A 17,559-nucleotide genomic window follows, 5' to 3' on the forward strand; every position below is an offset into this window, starting at 1 on the left:
CGGGTAGTCTGAAGCGACCTGCTCAGCACCACACACCGGGAGTGCCAGTGGCACGCGTCGTAGTCGACGTCATGCTCAAGCCGGAGATCCTCGACCCCCAGGGCCAGGCGGTGCAGCGTGCACTGCCGCGTCTCGGTTTCGAAGGCGTCTCCGACGTACGTCAGGGAAAGCGATTCGAACTGGAAGTGGACGGACCGGTGGACGACGCCGCGCTCGCCCGCATCCATGAACTGGCGGAATCCTTCCTCGCCAACACCGTGATCGAGGACTTCACCGTCAAGGTCGAGGAAGTCGCGGAGGCAGGAAAGTGACCGCTCGTATTGGAGTCGTCACCTTTCCGGGCAGCCTCGACGACCGGGACACGCAGCGTGCGATCAAGCTCGCCGGTGCCGAACCCGTCGCCCTCTGGCACAAGGACAAGGACCTCAAGCAGGTCGACGCCGTGGTGCTGCCCGGCGGTTTCTCGTACGGCGACTATCTCCGGGCCGGTGCCATCTCGCGCTTCTCGCCCGTGATGGAGACCGTGATCGAGCAGGCGAAGTCCGGAATGCCCGTCCTCGGCATCTGCAACGGCTTCCAGGTTCTCACCGAGGCGCACCTCCTCCCCGGCGCGATGCTCGGCAACAACCACCTCCACTTCATCTGCCGCGACCAGAAGCTGCGGGTGGAGAACGCGGAGACGTCCTGGACGGCCGACTACGAGTCCGGCCAGGAGATCCACATCCCGCTGAAGAACATGGACGGGCGGTACGTCGCCGACGAGCGCACCCTGGACATGCTGGAGGCGGAGGGCCGGGTCGCGTTCCGTTATGTGGACGTCAACCCGAACGGCTCGCTACGCGACATCGCCGGCATCACGAACGAGGCGGGCAACGTCGTCGGTCTGATGCCGCACCCGGAGCACGCCGTCGAGCCCCTCGTCGGCTCCGGCCGCACCGACGGCCTCCCCTTCTTCACCTCGATCCTCAAGAAGCTGGTCAACGTATGAGCCGCACGCCTCTGGACACGGTCGAGAACGCGGCCGCGACCCCCGATGTCGAGCTGCCCTGGGCCGAACTGGGCCTGAAGAAGGACGAGTACGAGCGGGTCGTCGAGATCCTCGGCCGCCGCCCGACCGGCGCCGAGCTCGCCATGTACTCCGTCATGTGGTCCGAGCACTGCTCGTACAAGTCCTCGAAGGTCCACCTCCGCCAGTTCGGCGAGAAGGCCCCGCAGTCCGACGCCCTCCTCGTCGGCATCGGCGAGAACGCCGGTGTCGTCGACGTCGGCCAGGGCTACGCCGTCACCTTCAAGGTCGAGTCGCACAACCACCCGTCGTACGTCGAGCCCTACCAGGGCGCGGCCACCGGCGTCGGCGGCATCGTGCGCGACATCATCGCGATGGGCGCCCGCCCGGTCGCCGTCGTCGACCCGCTGCGCTTCGGCGCCGCCGACCACCCCGACACCAAGCGCGTCCTGCCGGGTGTCGTCGCGGGCATCGGCGGCTACGGCAACTGCCTGGGCCTGCCCAACATCGGCGGCGAGGTCGTCTTCGACGCCTGCTACCAGGGCAACCCCCTCGTCAACGCCGGTGCCATCGGCGTCATGAAGCACGAGGACATCCACCTCGCGAAGGCGTCCGGCGCCGGCAACAAGGTCATCCTCTACGGGGCCCGCACGGGCGGCGACGGCATCGGCGGCGCCTCCATCCTGGCGAGTGAGACCTTCGACGACGCCAAGCCGAGCAAGCGCCCCGCGGTCCAGGTCGGCGACCCCTTCCAGGAGAAGCTGCTCATCGAGTGCACGCTCGAGGCCTTCGCCGAGAAGCTGGTCGTCGGCATCCAGGACCTCGGCGCGGCCGGTCTGTCCTGTGCCACGTCCGAGCTCGCCTCCAACGGCTCCGGCGGTATGCGCGTCACCCTGGACGACGTACCCCTGCGGGACTCGACGCTCTCTCCCGAGGAAATCCTCATGAGCGAGTCGCAGGAACGCATGTGCGCGGTCGTCGAGCCGGCGAAGGTCGACCGGTTCCTGGAGATCTGCGACAAGTGGGACGTCATCGCCACCGTCATCGGTGAGGTCACCGACGGTGACCGGCTGGAGATCTACTGGCACGGCGGCAAGATCGTCGACGTCGACCCGCGCACGGTCGCGCACGACGGCCCGGTCTACGAGCGCCCCTACGCCCGCCCCGAGTGGCAGGACGCCCTCCAGGCCGACGACGCGAACAAGCTGCCGCGCCCGGCGACGAGCGAGGAGCTCAAGGACCAGGTCCTCAAGCTGGTGTCCTCCCCGAACCAGGCCTCCAAGTCCTGGATCACCTCCCAGTACGACCACTTCGTGCAGGGCAACACGGTGCTGGCGCAACCCGAGGACTCGGGCATGATCCGCATCGACGAGGAGACCGGGCTCGGCGTCGCCATCGCCACGGATGGCAACGGCCGCTACGCCAAGCTCGACCCGTACACGGGTGCGCAGCTCGCGCTCGCCGAGGCCTACCGCAATGTCGCGACGACCGGCGCCAAGCCGCTCGCCGTCTCCGACTGCCTGAACTTCGGCTCACCCGAGGACCCGGCCGTCATGTGGCAGTTCGCCGAGGCCATCCGTGGCCTCGCCGACGCCTGCCAGCAGCTGGGCACCCCGGTGACCGGCGGCAACGTCTCGCTCTACAACCAGACGGGCGAGGTCGCCATCCACCCGACCCCGGTCGTGGCCGTGCTGGGCGTCATCGACGACGTCGCCCGCCGCACGCCGGTCGCCTTCCAGGAAGAGGGCCAGCTCCTCTACCTGCTCGGTGACACCCACGAGGAGTTCGGCGGTTCGGCCTGGTCGCAGGTCGTCCACGACCACCTCGGCGGGCTGCCCCCGAAGGTCGACCTGGAGCGCGAACGCCTCCTCGGCGAGATCCTCATCTCCGCCTCCCGCGACGGCATGATCGACTCCGCGCACGACCTGTCCGACGGCGGTCTGATCCAGGCCGTGGTCGAGTCCGCGCTGCTCGGCGGCAAGGGCGCGCGGCTGGTCGTCCCCGACGGTCTCGACGCGTTCACGTTCCTCTTCTCGGAGTCGGCGGGCCGCGCGGTCGTCGCCGTCCCGCGCTCGGAGGAGCTCCGCTTCAACGACATGTGCGGTGCGCGCGGTCTGCCCGTCACCCGGATCGGTGTCGTGGACGGAGACGCGGTCGAGGTCCAGGGCGAGTTCGCACTCCCCCTGGCTGAGCTGCGCGAGGCACACGAGGGGACCATCCCGGCGCTCCTCGCCTGACCGTCGCCGGTCGTACGACGAGGAAGGCCCCGCCCGGAGTCACGTTTCCGGGCGGGGCCTTCCTCGACTCATCGGACGTAGTTCTTGAGGATCTCCGTGTCGAGTTCGATGCCGATCGGGTCAGGGATGAGCACCCTCTCACCGAACTTCGCGGTGTGGATGTCGCGGTAGCCTCCGACCTTCCGGTCCGGAGTGCTGTGCACCGTGACCGTGCAGGAGTCCCGGTCGATCAGGAGGTACAAGGGAATTCCGGACTGGCCGTATGCGGCGGGCTTCTCGTGCCGGTCCCGTCGGTCGGTGTCCGAGTCGTACGAGGTGACCTCGACGACCATGAGCGTCCCGTCCGGGTCGGCCCACTCGCCGTGTCCCGCGAAGTGCGCCTCTGGCGCGATCACCGCGTCCGGTTTCGCCCTGCCTTCTCGATACGCATCGACCCGGAGCCCCTGGGCCTGGTACAGGTCCAGGTCGGGCCTGCTCTGCATACAGCGCCGGGTCAGCCAGGACACCATGGTGCTGTGGTCCCCGTCCGTCACCTTCTTGACCCCGATCCGTCCGTTGATGAATTCCAACGTGACGGTCTCGGGAGCCGCGGAGGCGATCGTTTCGAACTCCTCCACCGACATCTGAGACGTGTGCTCGGCCATAACCGTCATGTTGCACTTCCTTCCAGGCGAAGGCCAGTGTTGTCCGGGTCCGGCAGTGCGGGACGGTTTTGGCCGTCGATCACACTCACGGGTCATTGCCCCTGGTCTTCCGACCCGGCCTCGTGTCCTGGTGGACCGTGCGCTGGACCTGAACGAGCACCGTGAGACATAGGCTCACCTCCATGCCCCCGGTCAAGAAGCGCACACGGACGTACGATCCCGCCAAGACGCGCGCCGCGGTTCTCGCACAGTTCGGGCACATACGGGAGGCCGTCCGCGTCCTCACGCCCGAGCGGCTCGCGCTGCCCACCCGGCTGGGGGACTGGACGGTGCGTGAACTGGTCGCGCACGTCGGCACGACGCTCGAAGGTGTCACCCGGCTGCTCGACCAGCCGGAGCCCGTGAAGCGGGACGCCACGGTCCTCGACTGGCCGTTCGCGGCCTCCGCCAACTCCGGGGCCATCGCGGACACAGCCCACCGACTGGCCGAGGAGCACCCCGACCTAGTGGCCTTCCTGGCCGACGTGGAGCGGGACTTCACGGCCCACCTCGACGCCCACCCCGGCACCCGGCTGCTCGCCACCAGCGCGGGCGCGATGCCGCTAGCCGACTGTGTCGTCACCCGCACCGTAGAACTCGTCGTCCACACCGACGACCTGAACGCCGCCGTGCCGGGTTTCGACATCCCCCTCGACCGCCAGGCCCTCGCCGCCTGCACCCGGCTGCTCGCCGACGCGCTCGCAGTGAAGGCGCCCGGTGCGTCGACGGAGGTGCGGATCCCGCCGTACGCCGTCGTGCAGTGCGTGGAGGGCCCCCGGCACACCCGGGGCACGCCGCCGAACGTCGTGGAGACCGACCCGCTGACCTGGATCCGGCTGGCGACGGGACGCACGCGGTGGGAGACCGTGCTGGACGAGGCGAGGGTCAGCGCGAGCGGGGAGCGGGCCGACCTCGGCGGGCTGCTGCCCCTGATGGGCTGAGTCCATCCACCGAGCCCATCCGGTGAGTTCGTCCACCGAGTCCCCCTGAGTCCGTCCACTCGCCGAGCCCCGGCCGAGCTCACCCCACCGCCTCGGAGGGAACCGGCCACCCCACCCCTCCCGTCACACCGTCATGGACAAGCAGCGACTGACCCTCAGCGTCCTGACCCTGCTTCCGCTCGCCGTGGCCTGCGGCACCGAGACGGCGGGCGGCGGTTCCGTGGGAACGGGATCGTCGCCGGTCACCGGCGTCCACTGGAGTGTCGACACCCTCACCACGCAGGGCCGGACCCGGCAGGCGCCGGACGGCGCGTATCTGCGGATCGGCGAAGACGGTCGCGTCAGCGGCAACCTCGGCTGCAACACTTTCGGCTCGACCGTCACTCTCAAGGGTGACCGCGTCGACTTCGGGACCATCGAGGCGACCGACATGGGCTGCCAGAAGGACCCCATGACCTTCGAGGAGAGCCTGAGCCGCGTCTACGCCGACGACACGTTCACCAGCGAGGTCAAGGGCGACAAGCTGACGCTCACCACCGACGACGGCGACCGCGTCAGCCTCACCAAGGAGCCGGACGCGCCCCTGTACGGCACGAAGTGGACGGTCACCTCCCTCGAGGAAGGTGGCGTGGCCCAGTCGCTTCCCCAGGGAGCCGACGCCCACTTCACCCTCGACAAGGCGAAAGGCACGCTTTCCGGCCGCCTCGGCTGCAACCAGGTCTCCGCCAAGGCCACCGTCCGCGACGGACATATCACCCTCGGCACCGCCAAGACCACCCGGATGATGTGCGACGGCTCACTCATGGACACGGAGAGGACCCTGCTGGGCCTCTTCGGCAGCACGGTCGTATACGAGCTGAACCATCGAGCCATCGCGCTGACCAGCACAAACGGTAATACCGTACAAGCCGTCGCCGACGAGTGATCCATCAAAGGTCCGTATCCCCAATTCGGACCAGTGGTCGATCTCGCCTACACTCGGTGGCGTGCCACGTGGTGACGGTCGACTCAATCATGATCTGCTCCCCGGCGAGAAAGGCCCCCAGGACGCTTGCGGCGTCTTCGGAGTCTGGGCCCCGGGTGAAGAGGTCGCCAAGCTCACTTACTTCGGGCTCTACGCCCTCCAGCATCGGGGCCAGGAATCCGCGGGAATCGCGGTAAGCAACGGCTCCCAGATCCTCGTCTTCAAGGACATGGGCCTCGTGTCCCAGGTCTTCGACGAGACCTCGCTCGGTTCGCTCCAGGGTCATATCGCGGTCGGTCACGCCCGCTACTCGACCACCGGCGCGTCCGTGTGGGAGAACGCCCAGCCGACGTTCCGTGCCACCGCGCACGGCTCCATCGCGCTCGGCCACAACGGCAACCTCGTCAACACGGCGCAGCTCGCCGAGATGGTCGCCGACCTCCCCAAGCAGGACGGCCGCACCACCCGGGTGGCCGCCACCAACGACACCGACCTGCTCACCGCGCTCCTCGCGGCCCAGGTCGACGACGACGGCAAGCCGCTGACCGTCGAGGAGGCCTCCGCGAAGGTCCTCCCGCAGGTCAAGGGCGCCTTCAGCCTCGTCTTCATGAACGAGCACACCCTGTACGCGGCCCGCGACCCGCAGGGCATCCGCCCGCTGGTCCTCGGCCGCCTGGAGCGCGGCTGGGTCGTCGCCTCCGAGTCCGCCGCCCTCGACATCTGCGGCGCGGCCTACGTCCGTGAGATCGAGCCGGGCGAGTTCGTCGCCATCGACGAGAACGGTCTGCGCACGTCCCGATTCGCGGAAGCGAAGCCCAAGGGCTGTGTCTTCGAGTACGTGTACCTGGCCCGCCCTGACACGGACATCGCCGGCCGGAACGTGTACCTCTCGCGTGTCGAGATGGGCCGCAAGCTCGCCAAGGAAGCCCCTGTCGAGGCCGATCTGGTGATAGCGACCCCGGAGTCCGGGACGCCCGCCGCGATCGGTTACGCGGAGGCCAGCGGCATCCCGTTCGGCGCCGGCCTGGTCAAGAACGCGTACGTCGGCCGGACCTTCATCCAGCCCTCGCAGACCATCCGCCAGCTGGGCATCCGTCTGAAGCTCAACCCCTTGAAGGAAGTCATCAAGGGCAAGCGCCTGGTCGTCGTCGACGACTCGATCGTGCGCGGCAACACCCAGCGAGCCCTGGTGCGCATGCTCCGCGAGGCGGGTGCGGCGGAGGTCCACATCCGGATCTCCTCTCCCCCCGTGAAGTGGCCCTGCTTCTTCGGCATCGACTTCGCGACCCGCGCCGAGCTGATCGCCAACGGCATGAGCATCGAGGAGATCGGCACCTCGCTGGGCGCCGACTCCCTCTCGTACATCTCCATCGACGGCATGATCGAGGCGACCACCATCGCCAAGCCGAACCTGTGCCGCGCCTGCTTCGACGGCGAGTACCCGATGGAGCTTCCGGACCCCGAGCTGCTCGGCAAGCAGCTCCTGGAGACCGAGCTGGCCGCGGGTCCCGCAGCCACGGCCGCGGCTGACGCCATCCGTCGCCCGTAAGCGCCGCAGAGCCCCGTATCACCAACCCGAAAGATCCCAGGCAATGTCTGAGACCACTGCTTCCGGTGCTTCCTACGCGGCTGCCGGCGTCGACATCGAAGCGGGCGACCGCGCCGTAGAGCTGATGAAGGAGTGGGTGAAGAAGACGCAGCGCCCCGAGGTCCTCGGCGGCCTCGGCGGCTTCGCCGGCCTCTTCGACGCCTCCGCCCTCAAGCGCTACCAGCGTCCGCTGCTCGCCTCCGCCACGGACGGGGTGGGAACCAAGGTCGACCTCGCACGGCAGCTCGGCGTGTACGACACCATCGGCCACGACCTGGTCGCGATGGTCATGGACGACATCGTGGTGTGCGGCGCCGAGCCGCTCTTCATGACCGACTACATCTGCGTCGGCAAGGTCCACCCGGAGCGCGTGGCGGCCATCGTGAAGGGCATCGCCGAGGGCTGTGTGCTCGCGGGCTGCGCCCTGGTGGGCGGCGAGACGGCCGAGCACCCGGGCCTGCTCGGTCCGGACGACTTCGACGTCGCGGGCGCCGGTACGGGCGTGGTAGAGGCCGACCAGCTGCTCGGCCCGGATCGTATCCGTACGGGTGACGCGGTGATCGCCATGGCGGCCTCCGGTCTTCACTCGAACGGGTACTCGCTCGTCCGGCATGTCCTCTTCGACCGGGCGAACCTCAGCCTGGACCAGCACGTCGAGGAGTTCGGCCGCACCCTCGGCGAGGAGCTCCTGGAGCCCACCAAGATCTACTCGCTGGACTGCCTGGCGCTGACGAAGATCACCGAGGTGCACGCCTTCAGCCACATCACCGGCGGCGGGCTCGCGGCCAACCTGGCCCGGGTGATCCCGGACGGGCTGCACGCGATCGTCGACCGTGAGACCTGGACCCCGGCCCCGGTCTTCGACCTCGTCGGCAAGGCCGGCGACGTCGAGCGTCTGGAGCTGGAGAAGACGCTGAACATGGGCGTGGGCATGATCGCGATCGTCCCCGAGGAATCGGCGGACGTGGCGCTGGCCACCCTCGCGGACCGCGGTGTGGACGCCTGGATCGCCGGTGAGATCACCGAGCGCGGCGAGCACGCGACGGGCGCGGCCCTCATCGGCGACTACGCGAGCTGAGGCCCTCGGAGCAGCACGAAACCCGGTCCGGCGCTGAGGCCCCGGACCGGGTGAAGTGCGGTTGCTACGAGAAATCCGCCAACAGAGATCTGCTCACCGCTACTACCACGAGAGATCGCGGAAAGTGCGAGGGACGCTGGTGCGTCAAGCGCCGCGACGTTGAGACTGCGGACCGGACTGGTCGTCCTCGTCCTCATCGTCGTCGTTGTAGAGATCCGCGTACTGGGCGTACGGGTCGTCTTCCTCGTCGTCGTCCTCGAACGGCTCGCCATTCGGCGGCTGGCTCGAAGTCGAAGCGCCCAGCTCATTGGCCAGACGCGAGAGGTCAGTCCCGCCGCTGCTGTACTTCAGCTGGCGGGCGACCTTCGTCTGCTTGGCCTTTGCCCGGCCGCGCCCCATGGCTCGACCCCCTCGGATACGGGGCTCGGTGGCCCCAGAGTCTTGACACGCGTTCATGATCTGGAACGGACTCTCCGTGGAGAGACCGGTCCGTAGGGCTTCCACGGTACCTGAGCCCGCGCCCATACGGTACGTCGCCCGCAGGACGCGCCTTGGCCCAGAACCTGCGAGGTGCCCTGTCCCCGCTGGTCAACCGCGATTTTAACCTCTTCTTGGCGGACGACCCGCCGACGGGAGTGAGAGTTCTCTCCAAGTGTCCCCTCGGCGGGTCCCTGACAAGGGTCGAGACACGCGCGGAATGCGCCGGAACGGAGGGCTCCGCTATCCGCGGCGGCGCGCCTCCGCCATCCGCTGCTCGGCGATCCGGTCGGCCGCGGCAGCCGGCGGAATCCCGTCCTCCTTCGCACGTGCGAATATGGCCAGCGTGGTGTCGAAGATCTTCGTGGCCTTCGCCTTGCACCGGGCGAAGTCGAAGCCGTGCAGTTCGTCGGCGACCTGGATGACACCGCCCGCGTTCACCACGTAGTCGGGCGCGTAGAGGATCCCGCGGTCCGCGAGGTCCTTCTCGACGCCCGGGTGCGCCAGCTGGTTGTTGGCGGCGCCGCACACGATCCTCGCGGTGAGCACCGGCACGGACGTGTCGTTCAGCGCCCCGCCGAGCGCGCAGGGGGCGTAGATGTCCAGACCTTCGGTGCGGATCAGCGCCTCGGTGTCCGCGACCGCCGTGACGCCCGTCGGGTGCTTGTCCAGAATCCGCTGTACGGACTCGTCGCGCACGTCCGTGATCACGACCTCGGCGCCGTCCTCGCGCAGATGGTCCACGAGGTGGTGGCCCACCTTGCCGACGCCCGCGATGCCGACCTTGCGGCCGCGCAGCGTCGGGTCGCCCCACAGGTGCTGGGCGCTGGCCCGCATGCCCTGGAAGACGCCGTAGGCGGTCAGGACCGAGGAGTCGCCGGCGCCGCCGTTCTCGGGCGAGCGGCCCGTCGTCCAGCGGCACTCCCGCGCCACGACGTCCATGTCGGCGACATACGTGCCGACGTCGCACGCGGTGACGTAACGCCCGCCGAGCGAGGCCACGAACCGGCCGTAGGCGAGGAGCAGGGCCTCGCTCTTGATCTGCTCGGGGTCGCCGATGATCACGGCCTTGCCGCCGCCGTGGTCGAGACCGGCCATGGCGTTCTTGTACGACATCCCGCGCGAGAGGTTCAGCGCGTCGGCGACGGCCTCCTCCTCGCTCGCGTACGGGTAGAAACGCGTTCCACCCAGGGCGGGGCCCAGAGCGGTGGAGTGGATGGCGATGACGGCTTTCAGGCCGCTGGCCCGGTCCTGGCAGAGCACGACTTGCTCATGACCCCCCTGGTCCGAATGGAACAGGGTGTGCAGGACGCCGTCGGTTACGTCGGTCACGGTGGTGACTCCCAGGTAAGTTGCGGCGGTTGTGGACGGTGCCCGTGCGGATGGCGGGCTTCCGTGGGCATGAGATTAGAGCCTGTGCCCGGTCGCCATCCGCGCAGTGTTCAGGATCACCTCCACCCGGAGTACGTTTCCGCACGGTCGTGGGACGATTTGCAGTGATTTCCCGGTCGCCCGCATGCCGCCCGCCCGGGATCCCGCCCGGGTTTCGGGTCCGGTCCGTTGGGGAGGGAGCAGGGGTGCCCAAGGTGTCCTCGGTGATCGTCCCGTACGCGTGCTATCTGCGCGTGTACGAACCGCTGGCCGCCTTTCCGGAGCCGGAGCGCGGCCACTGGGCGCGCTACGCGCGGCGCGCCGTGCGCCCGTCGTACCAGGACGAGCTGCGCCGCTCCCTGGCCGATCTGCTGCCCACCCCGCCGATCCCCGTGCCGGTGCACGAGAGCGGGGACGCGTTCGTCCTGAGTGTCGACGGGGTGCTCTGCGTCTGTCCCTGGCGCACCCGGCTGCGCGGCTGGCAGGCGCTGGAGGAGCTGGCCGACGAACTGCCCGCGTCCGTCCTGGACGCGGTCCTGCCGCCGCTCGTACGCCGCCAGGCGGCCCTGGACTACGAGCGCTGGCTCGCCCGCAACCCCGACGCCCGCCCGTGGATCCGCACCTCGACCTGGCAGGTGCCGCTGAACTGGTTCGTACTCGTCACCGACGAGGAGCGCCGGTACGAGAAGGGGGCGGCCGGCGACGGGGCCGCGCCGGTGCTCCGCTACCGGACGCCGATGGTGCAGGCGCGGCGACGGACCGCACGTGCGCTGAAGACCCTGCGGGACACCCTGGACGAGGGTCCCCTCATCGACGGCCTGGTGGACGTGGGGCGCTGGCTGGAGGAGTTCCATCCGCGCTCGCTGGTCGAGCTGGACTACGGCGGCCTCGTGCACGTCCTTCCGACCGGGCACCTCGAGGACGACCACTCGGCGGCCGATGTCGCCGAGGGCATCGAGGCGCTGCGTCAGGGGGACGGGGCGGCGGCGGGGGAGGCGTACGGGCGGCTCGTGGAGCGCTGGCGCTCGGTCCGGGACCGGCGCTCGGCCAACTGAGGGGCGTCCGAGTGCCTCGGGACGGCCGGGGTGGGCTTGCCGCATGAGAAGTGTGATGTGCTTCTCACTGGTGTTCGACGAACTGACGTATGGTCCTCGCACGCTGAAGAACCCTCACTACGGGTGAAGAACCCGTAGGGCGGGACGTAGGTCCCGATCCGGTCTTTTGCGGCGACGGTGTGCCAAGCGTGACGGATGGCACTTACCTGGCTCTTGCATCGCTTGCCCCTCCTCGTGCCAAAATAGGACAAGGAGCCCGGGGGAGGGCTCTATCCGTCCATGTTTGGGCGGAATCTCCGCATTGCACGCTATGGGGGGTCTGATGACTCCTGATCGCCCTGTGACTGATCGTCACAGCGGCGTGACTGTCCGCTATGGCATGGTCCATCGGCTTCCGTCGCTGATGAACACCTGGGAGGGCAATTCCATCGGTTTGGCCGACGCGGCTGGACGGATGGTGTAGTTGTAGTGCCGAGGACAAGCCGTTCGTCCTATAACCGACTCGACTCGCGTCCGCCATTTCGGGCAACGCGGGTCAAGGTGCAGAATTTAGAGGAAAGAACCGAGAAGGTTCGGTTCTCCCGAGGAGGCCGCTCATGACCGCTCGCACCCCTGATGCCGAGCCGCTGCTGACCCCGGCTGAGGTCGCCACGATGTTCCGCGTCGACCCCAAGACGGTCACGCGGTGGGCGAAGGCCGGCAAGCTCACGTCCATCCGCACGCTCGGCGGGCACCGCCGCTACCGCGAGGCTGAGGTCCGCGCGCTACTCGCGGGTATCCCGCAGCAGCGCAGCGAGGCCTGAAAAATCGCATAACCGGGCAATTCGGTAGGTCCCCCAACCTGTCAAGACGCCCGAACCACAGCTCCAAGCGACGCGGGTCCTGCCCCAACAGGGCTCACGCCCGACCCAGTTACACATGCGACAAGGGTGCGTCGTCGATCGCGCTGGACTCCGCCGGGTCCAGCGCGATTTTTTTTATGCCCTGCTCAGGTGCCGAGAGGTCGCGGGAGCGGGCTGCGCGGTGGGTCTGTGAGCGGCCTTGTCGGAGTCTGGGGAGGGGTGTCGGATCTCCTGTGGGGGCCCTCGGAGACTGGTGCAATTGCACATATTAAATTGACCAGTTGTAGGTGGGGTGTAAGTTCCGTGGTTCTGAAAACTTATGCGGTGACACCCGTCACACGCCAGACTCCTTGTTGCCTGAGACGCGTCTGCGCTAAAGGAGTTGGGGCGGGTGCGCCTCGAAGGGAGTTTCGCCCTCGGCCGCCGCCTCGTCCTCCTCGCCGTGTGCGGAGGGCTCCATGGCCAGTCTCAGGAGCTGGTGGCAGATCGGGCAGTGCCGCGTCAGATGGCGGTACCCGGAGGCGGCCGACAGATGGGCGCGGAGCAGAGCGCGCGTCTCGTGCCGTGCGGACGCCGCCATGGACCACCTCCAGGAGGTCGAGTGCCCTGGATTCCGGGGTACCCGTGGAATGTGACGGCGTCAAGATGCGGGGGGCTCCGCCGGCCGGGCGGGGGCGACGTCCGGCCTGGGCGAGGGAGGGCCTTGAAGGGGCGGTCATGCGGGCGTGGGGGCGCGTGGGCGCGTGAAGTGGCGCGAGGGGCGTGAAGAGGCTTTGAGGGGCGCATGAGGCCCCGGGGCCTGTGTGTCCACGCTGAGGGCCTGGACGGACGTGTGCCGGGATTCCGGGCGTGCGGACGGTTCCGGGAGGCCGGGTGTGCGGGGTGTCCGAGGTGCGTACGCACGAGAGCCCGGGTCCGAAGACCCGGGCTCTCGTATCTACTGCGGTCCTGACGGGATTTGAACCCGCGGCCTCCACCTTGACAGGGTGGCGAGCACTCCAAACTGCTCCACAGGACCAGGTTTCGCAGTCGCTTTCTTGCGTTGCGCTGCGAGAACAGACTGTACAGGAGGGTGGGCCCGGGGTCGAACTCACCCACCGTGCAGGCCTCGTTACGGCACGGCCGCGTCGATCGCCTTCACGATGCGCTTGTCGGAGACGGGGTACGCCGTGCCGAGCGCGTGGGCGAAATAGCTGACCCGGAGCTCCTCGATCATCCAGCGGATGTCCAGGACCTGCTGCGGGACCGGACGGCCCTGCGGCATCTGTTCCAGGAGCCACGCGTACTCGTCCTGCATCTCGTGGACCTTCTCCATGCGGGTGGTGTCCCGCTGGACGCCGGTCGGCATCTGCTGCAGGCGGCGGTCGGCGGCGACCAGATAGCGCATCAGGTCCGGGAGCCGGCGCAGCCCGGTCGCCGTGACGAAGCCGGGCTTCACCAGGGCGTTCAGCTGCGTCCGTACGTCCGTGAGGTTGGTCAGGAGGGTGGGGCTGCCGGTGGCCTTCAGACGGCGCTCACAGGCCTGCCAGGCGGCGAGGACCTGCTGCACCTGACCCACCGTCCGGACCGTCGTGTCGACGATCTCGGCGCGCACCTTGTCGTACAGCTTGCGGTACGACTCCTCGTCCCACGCCGGGCCCCCGAAGTCGCCGATCAGCTTGTCCGCCGCCGCCATCGCGCAGTCGTCGAACAGGGCCTGCACGGAGCCGTGCGGGTTGGCGGAGAGAGCGAGTTTCTGGGCGTTCGTGAGCTTGTCCGAGGCGAACTTCGCGGGGTTCACCGGGATGTTGCGCAGGATCAGCCGCCGGGTGCCCTTCCACATCGCCTGCGCCTGCTCGGCCTCCGTGTCGAAGAGGCGTACGGAGACGGTGTTCGCCGTCGGTCCGTCGTCGACCAGGGCCAGATACGCCTTCACCGGCTGGCCGGCCCGGCGCGTCTCGAAGACACGCGTCAGCGTGTCGATCGTCCAGTCCGTGAGGCCCGTACGTTCCAGGGACTCGCCGCCCTCGCGCTCCGCCGTGGCCGCCGCGGCCTGCGAGAGCGCCTTGCGTGCCTTCGGCTTCAGCTGGAGCTGGAGGGTCGAGAGGTCCTTGTCCTCGGCCAGCTTGCGCCGCCGCTCGTCGACGATCCGGAAGGTGATCTTCAGGTGGTCGGGGACGCGGGACCAGTCGAAGTCGTCGGCCGTGACCGGCACGCCGACCATCCGCTTGAGCTCGCGGGCGAGGGTCGTCGCCAGCGGCTCCTGAAGGGGCACGGCCTGGTCGAGGAACCGCTTCGCGAAGTTCGGGGCGGGGACGTAGTTGCGGCGGATGGGCTTGGGGAGGGAGCGGATGAGTTCGGTGACCACCTCTTCGCGCAGGCCCGGGATCTGCCAGTCGAAGCCGTCGTCCGTCACCTGGTTCAGGACCTGGAGCGGGATGTGGACCGTGACGCCGTCGGCGTCCGCGCCCGGCTCGAACTGGTAGGTCACCCGGAACTTCAGGCGGCCCTGACGCCATGAGTCGGGGTAGTCGTCCTTGCTGACGTCACCGGCTCGCTCGTTGATGAGCATCGAGCGCTCGAAGTCGAGGAGCTCCGGCTCGTCATGGTGCTTGTGCTTCCACCACGAGTCGAAGTGCGCGCCGGACACGACATGGGCCGGCACCCGCTGGTCGTAGAAGTCGAACAGCGTCTCGTCGTCGACCAGGATGTCCCGGCGGCGGGCACGGTGCTCCAGCTCCTCGACCTCGGTCAGGAGCTTGCGGTTGTCGGCGAAGAACTTGTGGTGCGTGCGCCAGTCGCCCTCCACGAGGGCGTTGCGGATGAAGAGGTCACGACTCGTCTCGGGGTCGATACGACCGTAGTTGACCTTGCGTTGGGCGACGATCGGGACGCCGTAGAGAGTGACCTTCTCGTACGCCATCACGGCCGCCTGGTCCTTCTCCCAGTGCGGTTCGCTGTACGTGCGCTTGAGGAGGTGTTCCGCCAGGGGTTCGATCCACTCGGGTTCGATCCTGGCGTTCACCCGGGCCCAGAGCCGGGAGGTCTCCACCAGCTCGGCCGACATCACGAAACGCGGGGGCTTCTTGAAGAGGGCCGAGCCCGGGAAGACCGCGAACTTGGCGTTGCGGGCACCCAGGTACTCGTTCTTGCCCGTGCTCCTCCCGCTCTCGCCCCCGGTCTCCTTCACGTCCTTCATGCCGACGTGCGAGAGCAGACCGGCGAGCAGGGAGACATGGACGCTCTGGTCCGCCGCGTCGTCCTCGTTGAGGTGGATCCCCATCTGCTTGGCGACCGTGCGCAGCTGGGTGTAGATGTCCTGCCACTCGCGGATGCGCAGGAAGTTCAGGTACTCCTGCTTGCACATACGGCGGAAGGCCGACGAGCCCCGTTCCTTCTGTTGTTCGCGGACGTAACGCCAGAGGTTGAGGAAGGCGAGGAAGTCGCTCGTCTCGTCCTTGAAGCGGGCGTGCTGCTGGTCCGCCTGCGTCTGCTTGTCGGCGGGGCGCTCGCGCGGGTCCTGGATGGAGAGCGCGGCCGCGATCACCATGACCTCGCGCGCACAGCCGTTCTTGTCGGCCTCCAGGACCATACGGGCCAGCCGGGGGTCCACGGGGAGCTGGGCGAGCTTGCGGCCGGTCTGTGTGAGCCGCTTGCGTACGTCCTTCTCGCTCGGGTCCAGCGCGCCCAGTTCCTGGAGCAGTTGGACGCCGTCGCGGATGTTGCGGTGGTCCGGCGGGTCGATGAAGGGGAACTTCTCGATGTCGCCGAGGCCGGCCGCCGTCATCTGGAGTATGACGCTCGCCAGGTTCGTACGGAGGATCTCCGCGTCCGTGAACTCCGGGCGGGCGTTGAAGTCGTCCTCGGAGTACAGGCGGATGCAGATGCCGTCCGACGTACGGCCGCAGCGGCCCTTGCGCTGGTTGGCGCTGGCCTGCGAGACCGGCTCGATGGGGAGGCGCTGGACCTTTGTGCGATGGCTGTATCTGGAGATACGGGCGTTACCCGGGTCGATGACGTACTTGATGCCCGGAACGGTGAGCGAGGTCTCGGCGACGTTGGTCGCCAGAACGATCCTGCGGCCGGTGTGGGGCTGGAAGACGCGGTGCTGCTCTGCGTGGGAGAGACGGGCGTAGAGGGGGAGCACCTCGGTGAAGCGGTACTGCTTCTTGGTGAGCGCGTCCGCCGTGTCGCGGATCTCGCGTTCGCCGGAGAGGAAGACCAGGATGTCGCCCTTGCCCTCGGCCTGCAGTTCCTCGACCGCGTCCGTGATCGCGGTGATCTGGTCGCGGTCGGCGTCGTCGCCGTCCTCTTCGAGGAGCGGGCGGTAGCGGACCTCTACTGGATACGTCCGCCCGCTGACCTCGACGATCGGGGCGTCGCCGAAGTGGCGGGAGAAGCGCTCCGGGTCGATCGTGGCCGAGGTGATGACGACCTTCAGGTCCGGGCGCTTGGGGAGCAGCTGGGCGAGGTAGCCGAGCAGGAAGTCGATGTTGAGGGACCGCTCGTGGGCCTCGTCGATGATGATCGTGTCGTAGGCGCGCAGTTCGCGGTCCGTCTGGATCTCCGCGAGCAGGATGCCGTCCGTCATGAGCTTGACGAAGGTGGCGTCCGGGTTGACCTGATCGGTGAAGCGGACCTTCCAGCCGACGGCCTCGCCGAGCGGTGTGTCCAGCTCGTCCGCGACCCGCTCCGCGACCGTACGGGCGGCGATACGACGGGGCTGGGTGTGCCCGATCATGCCGCGGACGCCACGGCCCAGCTCCATGCAGATCTTCGGGATCTGGGTGGTCTTGCCGGACCCGGTCTCACCGGCGACGATCACCACCTGATGGTCACGGATGGCTTCCGCGATCACGTCCTTCTTCTGGCTGACGGGCAGCTGCTCGGGATACGTGACGGCGGGCACGCGGGCGCGGCGCTCGGCCATGCGGGCCTCGGCCTTGGTGACCTCCGCCTCGATCTCGGCGAGTACGGCGGTCCGGGCCTCGGGCTTGCGGATCCGGCGCGCGCCCTCGAGCCTGCGGCCGAGCCGGTGCGCGTCGCGCAGGGACAGCTCGGCCAGGCGGGGGGCGAGATCGCCGAGGGCGGGGGCAGGGTGCGTAGACATACGGCGTCCAGGATCTCACCTCGCCGAAATTACTGGCGAGTGCTTTATCCGGGGACCCGTGGGGCGCCTGGTGGCGGTGGTGGGTCGGGGCCGTGCCGGTACGTCGAGCCCATGGCCGCTGGATCAGACGTGGGCCGGGCAAGGGAGCCGCTGCTCGATCCGAACGTAAGCGACGGGCTTGCGACGCACCGCCACGGCCCCTCGCGCGTCGTACGGCGACTGCGGGTG

At 68.6% G+C, this 17,559-nt stretch carries 14 protein-coding genes and 1 tRNA gene; 9 read left to right on the forward strand and 6 right to left on the reverse strand.

Translation table 11 applies throughout. The features are described from left to right. Positions 1–47 precede the first annotated feature (47 nt). Genes purS through purL form a run of 3 tightly spaced genes read left to right on the forward strand, consistent with a single transcriptional unit; the run spans position 48 to position 3,243 of the window. Positions 48–311: a phosphoribosylformylglycinamidine synthase subunit PurS gene (purS, locus tag OG819_RS14495; protein WP_005482678.1), complete on the forward strand. Its 264-nt coding sequence runs from the start codon at positions 48–50 to the stop codon at positions 309–311. Next, entirely contained in the window at positions 308–988 is a 681-nt protein-coding gene (gene purQ / locus OG819_RS14500; RefSeq protein ID WP_266626157.1) for a phosphoribosylformylglycinamidine synthase subunit PurQ, read from the forward strand. The genes purS and purQ overlap by 4 nt, the downstream gene beginning before the upstream one ends. After that, positions 985–3,243, forward strand: coding sequence for a phosphoribosylformylglycinamidine synthase subunit PurL (gene purL / locus OG819_RS14505; protein WP_266626155.1), 2,259 nt, complete (start codon positions 985–987; stop codon positions 3,241–3,243). The genes purQ and purL overlap by 4 nt, the downstream gene beginning before the upstream one ends. A gap of 68 nt (positions 3,244–3,311) precedes the next feature. Here purL and OG819_RS14510 read toward each other — a convergent pair whose 3' ends face one another. After that, positions 3,312–3,896, reverse strand: coding sequence for a Uma2 family endonuclease (locus tag OG819_RS14510; protein ID WP_266626153.1), 585 nt, complete (start codon positions 3,894–3,896; stop codon positions 3,312–3,314). Positions 3,897–4,069: 173 nt separating this feature from the next. Here OG819_RS14510 and OG819_RS14515 point away from each other — a divergent pair, with 173 nt between their 5' ends. The 4 genes from OG819_RS14515 to purM all read left to right on the forward strand — a co-directional run bounded on the left by OG819_RS14515 (position 4,070) and on the right by purM (position 8,497). Beyond that, entirely contained in the window at positions 4,070–4,867 is a 798-nt protein-coding gene (locus OG819_RS14515; protein WP_266649733.1) for a maleylpyruvate isomerase family mycothiol-dependent enzyme, read from the forward strand. A gap of 133 nt (positions 4,868–5,000) precedes the next feature. Further along, on the forward strand, positions 5,001–5,792 hold the full coding sequence (locus OG819_RS14520; RefSeq protein WP_266626149.1) for an META domain-containing protein: 792 nt from the start codon (positions 5,001–5,003) through the stop codon (positions 5,790–5,792). A 61-nt stretch (positions 5,793–5,853) separates the two neighbouring features. Next, a complete protein-coding gene (gene purF / locus OG819_RS14525; protein WP_101404199.1) occupies positions 5,854–7,380 on the forward strand; it encodes an amidophosphoribosyltransferase in 1,527 nt (508 codons plus the stop codon). 43 nt (positions 7,381–7,423) lie between these two features. After that, complete coding sequence (gene purM / locus OG819_RS14530; protein ID WP_266626141.1) at positions 7,424–8,497, forward strand: phosphoribosylformylglycinamidine cyclo-ligase; 1,074 nt, start codon at positions 7,424–7,426, stop codon at positions 8,495–8,497. A 144-nt stretch (positions 8,498–8,641) separates the two neighbouring features. On the opposite strand, the gene OG819_RS14535 is transcribed toward purM, so the two are convergent. Continuing rightward, on the reverse strand, positions 8,642–8,896 hold the full coding sequence (locus tag OG819_RS14535; RefSeq protein WP_037615441.1) for a DUF3073 domain-containing protein: 255 nt from the start codon (positions 8,894–8,896) through the stop codon (positions 8,642–8,644). Positions 8,897–9,217: 321 nt separating this feature from the next. Continuing rightward, positions 9,218–10,306, reverse strand: a complete 1,089-nt coding sequence (locus tag OG819_RS14540) for a Glu/Leu/Phe/Val dehydrogenase dimerization domain-containing protein (RefSeq protein WP_266626139.1) — start codon at positions 10,304–10,306, stop codon at positions 9,218–9,220. 245 nt (positions 10,307–10,551) lie between these two features. Between OG819_RS14540 and OG819_RS14545 the strand changes: the two genes are divergently transcribed. Together OG819_RS14545 and bldC are read left to right on the forward strand one after the other, a co-directional pair. Beyond that, positions 10,552–11,400 carry a hypothetical protein gene (locus OG819_RS14545; RefSeq protein WP_266649735.1) on the forward strand — a complete coding sequence of 283 codons (849 nt, stop codon included), beginning with the start codon at positions 10,552–10,554 and terminating at the stop codon, positions 11,398–11,400. A gap of 596 nt (positions 11,401–11,996) precedes the next feature. Beyond that, complete coding sequence (gene bldC / locus OG819_RS14550; protein ID WP_003949541.1) at positions 11,997–12,203, forward strand: developmental transcriptional regulator BldC; 207 nt, start codon at positions 11,997–11,999, stop codon at positions 12,201–12,203. A 412-nt stretch (positions 12,204–12,615) separates the two neighbouring features. Here bldC and OG819_RS14555 read toward each other — a convergent pair whose 3' ends face one another. The 3 genes from OG819_RS14555 to hrpA all read right to left on the reverse strand — a co-directional run bounded on the left by OG819_RS14555 (position 12,616) and on the right by hrpA (position 17,331). Further along, complete coding sequence (locus tag OG819_RS14555; RefSeq protein WP_266649737.1) at positions 12,616–12,822, reverse strand: DUF6274 family protein; 207 nt, start codon at positions 12,820–12,822, stop codon at positions 12,616–12,618. A gap of 363 nt (positions 12,823–13,185) precedes the next feature. Then, positions 13,186–13,260, reverse strand: a tRNA-Asp gene (locus OG819_RS14560). A gap of 93 nt (positions 13,261–13,353) precedes the next feature. Beyond that, on the reverse strand, positions 13,354–17,331 hold the full coding sequence (hrpA, locus tag OG819_RS14565) for an ATP-dependent RNA helicase HrpA (RefSeq protein ID WP_266649739.1): 3,978 nt from the start codon (positions 17,329–17,331) through the stop codon (positions 13,354–13,356). Between the last annotated feature and the right edge of the window lie 228 nt (positions 17,332–17,559).

This window comes from Streptomyces sp. NBC_01549, from assembly GCF_026339955.1.
Taxonomy (GTDB): Bacteria; Actinomycetota; Actinomycetes; order Streptomycetales; family Streptomycetaceae; genus Streptomyces.